Source organism: Candidatus Thioglobus sp. (assembly GCF_028599055.1).
Taxonomy (GTDB): Bacteria; Pseudomonadota; Gammaproteobacteria; order PS1; family Pseudothioglobaceae; genus Thioglobus_A.
The window spans coordinates 1966-5276 of the sequence record NZ_JAQRMS010000080.1 but is presented as its reverse complement, the minus strand read 5'-3'; the positions used below and the strand labels follow the sequence as shown (position 1 = coordinate 5276).

4 protein-coding genes and 3 tRNA genes are annotated in these 3311 nt (G+C 42.2%); 5 read left to right on the top strand and 2 right to left on the bottom strand.

The window, feature by feature from the left end; genetic code table 11:
• Together PSN35_RS05795 and PSN35_RS05790 are read right to left on the bottom strand one after the other, a co-directional pair.
• Window positions 1–170, bottom strand: a 170-nt coding sequence (locus PSN35_RS05795) for a nicotinate-nicotinamide nucleotide adenylyltransferase (RefSeq protein ID WP_300030733.1), incomplete at its 3' end; no start/stop codon positions are given.
• Window positions 167–889 (bottom strand): MBL fold metallo-hydrolase, encoded by a 723-nt coding sequence (locus PSN35_RS05790; RefSeq protein WP_300030731.1) that lies wholly within the window; start codon window positions 887–889, stop codon window positions 167–169. The genes PSN35_RS05795 and PSN35_RS05790, both read right to left, overlap by 4 nt.
• Before the next feature lie 79 nt (window positions 890–968).
• Between PSN35_RS05790 and PSN35_RS05785 the strand changes: the two genes are divergently transcribed.
• The 5 genes from PSN35_RS05785 (at window position 969) to pgeF (ending at window position 3129) form a co-directional block, all read left to right on the top strand.
• A tRNA-Ala gene (locus PSN35_RS05785) sits at window positions 969–1044 on the top strand.
• 22 nt (window positions 1045–1066) lie between these two features.
• Window positions 1067–1141, top strand: a tRNA-Glu gene (locus tag PSN35_RS05780).
• Window positions 1142–1231: 90 nt separating this feature from the next.
• Window positions 1232–1309: transfer RNA gene (locus tag PSN35_RS05775), tRNA-Glu, on the top strand.
• A gap of 160 nt (window positions 1310–1469) precedes the next feature.
• Window positions 1470–2420, top strand: a complete 951-nt coding sequence (rluD, locus tag PSN35_RS05770) for a 23S rRNA pseudouridine(1911/1915/1917) synthase RluD (RefSeq protein WP_300030729.1) — start codon at window positions 1470–1472, stop codon at window positions 2418–2420.
• A complete protein-coding gene (gene pgeF / locus PSN35_RS05765) occupies window positions 2413–3129 on the top strand; it encodes a peptidoglycan editing factor PgeF (protein ID WP_300030727.1) in 717 nt (238 codons plus the stop codon). Before rluD ends, pgeF begins: the two co-directional genes overlap by 8 nt.
• Window positions 3130–3311: the final 182 nt, after the last annotated feature.

The following is a 3311-nucleotide window of genomic DNA, read 5'->3' as shown; positions in this document are numbered from 1 at the left end:
AGCATATCTAGACGTTGTTGGGTTGAAAATGTTAGTTCGTCTTTGTGAACCGGCGCTTTGCACGGCATTAAATATAGTGCTGATAAATCTAATTGTTGTTTAATTTGTACTGCGTTATTTAAATGCCCAAGATGAACAGGATCAAAGGAGCCGCCAAAAAAACCAATCATAACATGGCTTGCACTTCTTTAAGACTGAGTGCATCAGTTGGATAGGCAACCAACCCTTGTGACATGCCTTCAACAAAGCGAACAAAATCTGGCTCGTTGTCCAGTAGCAAGTAAGCGTTGCCAGATTTCTGCTCACCCATGGTGGTATTAATTTTGCAACCATAATCATGCCCGCAATGAAGCATAACGGCGTCATCAACAGCTTTTAGCTTTTGCATTGAATGATAGAATTCATGCACGCTGCCACCTGGCATTGAGCAGTGTCCTGCACCGTATACAAATAACGTGTCACCAACAATAATATGACCATCTAGTAGGTAGCATATACCACCCGCAGTATGTCCTGGGGTGTTGATAATTGTAGCAGTGGTGGCACCCAGGGAAATGGTGTTGCCATCATTAACTGTGGTTAAGTCGTGCTCAATATCCAAATAAGGCAACTCGTTAATACCCACGGTGATTTTAGCGCCAGTTTTCGCAGCAATTTCATCCGCAGCATTGGTATGGTCGCCATGCCAATGCGTTAGCCAAATATCAGTAATGACGTAGCCTTTTTTCTGTACGTATTTAATAAATAAATCCGCATGCCAAGCGGGGTCAACAATCGCACAAGTCTTAGATTCGTGATCAAAAATAAAGTGAATTGAATTTTCATACATACCTTGGTGGTACATAATGTCTAAGTGATAAGTCTTTTCGTCAAATGTTTGTAATTTCATGGGATTATTTTACCAATTAAGTCTTGACTAATTCAACATAGCGACTATAATTTAGTTTTTTTGCTTTGCACCAAAAATTGGGGCTATAGCTCAGCTGGGAGAGCACGACACTGGCAGTGTCGGGGTCAGCGGTTCGATCCCGCTTAGCTCCACCAGCAGCAGCAAGAAAAATGTTATGTCGCCTTCGTCTATCGGTTAGGACCCAAGGTTTTCATCCTTGTAAGAGGAGTTCGATTCTCCTAGGCGATGCCATACACTTAAAACCTGATTTTTAAATCAGGTTTTTTTTCGTCTGATGAAAATTTGACAATATCTTTACCTAATTTCATTTAAAATATTTTGGTCGCGTTCGTCTAGTCCGGCCCAGGACCCCAGGATTTCATCCTGGTAACAGGAGTTCAAATCTCTTACGCGACGCCAAATTACTTTCTATGCTTCTTCTTTTTCACTCTTAGTGTGTCAAATATTCAAAATACTTGCTTGCGTAGAGTTACTACGCGCACTCGTATTTCAAATATTTTCCTTCTAAGAGTAAAAAATACTCGCATATAAGGATGGGTTTACTAAGTAAAATACACCCATGAATTTATTAAACATCGTTATTCCCGATCGCCTAATTGGTCAGCGTATTGATAGTGCACTAGCTACGATGCTGCCAGATTATTCACGTTCTAAAATCACCGCTTGGGTTAAGTCAGGCAAAGCGCTACTTAATGATAAAACCTTTAAACCCAAAGAAAAAGTTTTGGGTGGTGAGGTAGTTGCACTAACCTTGGTTAAAGAAAAAACCAATGCTTGGCTGGGTGAGGATATTGCCATTGATGCGGTCTATGAAGATGAAGATATTATCGTGGTTAATAAGCCGGTAGGCTTGGTAACGCACCCGGGTGCAGGCAACTGGACAGGCACTTTGGCCAATGCGCTACTGCATTATGATCCGTCATTAGCCAATTTAGATCGTGCTGGTATTGTCCACCGTTTGGATAAAAACACTTCAGGATTGATGGTGGTAGCGCGTAGTGAGCTGGCGCAAAAAAACCTGGTTGAGCAATTGCAAACTCATGCAGTTTCACGTGAATATTCAGCCATTGTCTATGGCCACATGATTTCTGGCGGCACGGTGGATGCGCCAATTGGGCGCGATCCAAAAGACCGTATCAGACAAGCGGTAGTTGAAGAGGGTGAGGGCAAAGACGCGGTAACGCATTACCGCGTAATTGATCGTTTTTCCCATCACACCCATGTTAAGTGTATTTTGGAAACGGGTCGCACTCACCAAATTCGTGTGCATATGTCACACATCGAGCATCCACTTATTGCCGATCCAATGTATGGTGGCAAGATTCGTTTTCCAAAAAAAGCCGATGAACATCTCAAAGATGCACTTAAAGGATTTAATCGCCAAGCGTTACATGCTAAAAAACTCACACTTTCTCACCCAATTACCGGTGAAGAAATGTCATGGAAAGCGCCACTACCACAAGATCTGCAAGAGTTGCTAGCCGTGCTATCATTGTATGATGGTGAGTAATTTTACAGATAGTGTTAAGTTAGTTACGACCACGCGTTTTTTTGATAAAAATAACCGCTCTTGTTTAATTGAAAGTGGCTATGATAATTTCAACCTAGCACTTCATGTGGGTGACAATCCCATCCAAGTGAATAACAATCGAGCGTTGTTAGTTGATAAATATCAGCTGCCCGCCAAGCCAAAATTCCTAGAGCAAACTCATTCGGATATTTGCGTAGATGCGAGTAGTGCGCAGTGTTTGGGTGATGCAGTCGTAACCAAAGAAAAAGGTGTTGTTTGCGCAGTGATGACTGCAGATTGTTTGCCAATTTTTGCCAGCAATCAAGCGGGCACACAAGTTGGTGTGGCACATGCAGGTTGGCAGGGGATAGTTAACGGTATTATTGAATCGTTCGTTGCTAAGTTCGATGGTCAAGAGTTGCGTGTGCATTTTGGCCCAGCCATTTCACAAGCCAACTTTGAAGTGGGCCAAGAAGTTTATGATCAGTTTATCGCGAAAGATAAATCACTCGCACAAGCTTTTATTACAGTTAAAGACAAATACAAACTCGATATTTATCAAGCAGCACGCATTATTCTAAAGGGTTTGGGTATTGAGTCAATCAGTGGTGGCAATGAGTGCACCTTTGCGCAAAAAGGCGAGTATTTTTCCTATCGACGTGATGGTAATCGATCAGGGCGCATGGCGCATCTTATTTGGTTAGAATAATTATGTGACAGGCAAGGCCTGTCACATAACAAAACTAAGCCGTAAGTGCACTTGCGTTTTAATCGTTAATCCTCTTTGGCTTTAGGTTTGCCGGAAATCGTAAAATCCAGCTGTTTAGTGCCTTTGTTTAGGTGGTAATAATGCAGTGGTGTTTGTTTGCGCTGTTTTTGTTGAATCACGCA

Coding starts and splice junctions, on each gene's coding strand:
- PSN35_RS05790 (WP_300030731.1), bottom strand. CDS start 889: ATGAAATTACAAACATTTGACGAAAAGACTTATCACTTAGACATTATG.
- rluD (WP_300030729.1), top strand. CDS start 1,470: ATGAATTTATTAAACATCGTTATTCCCGATCGCCTAATTGGTCAGCGT.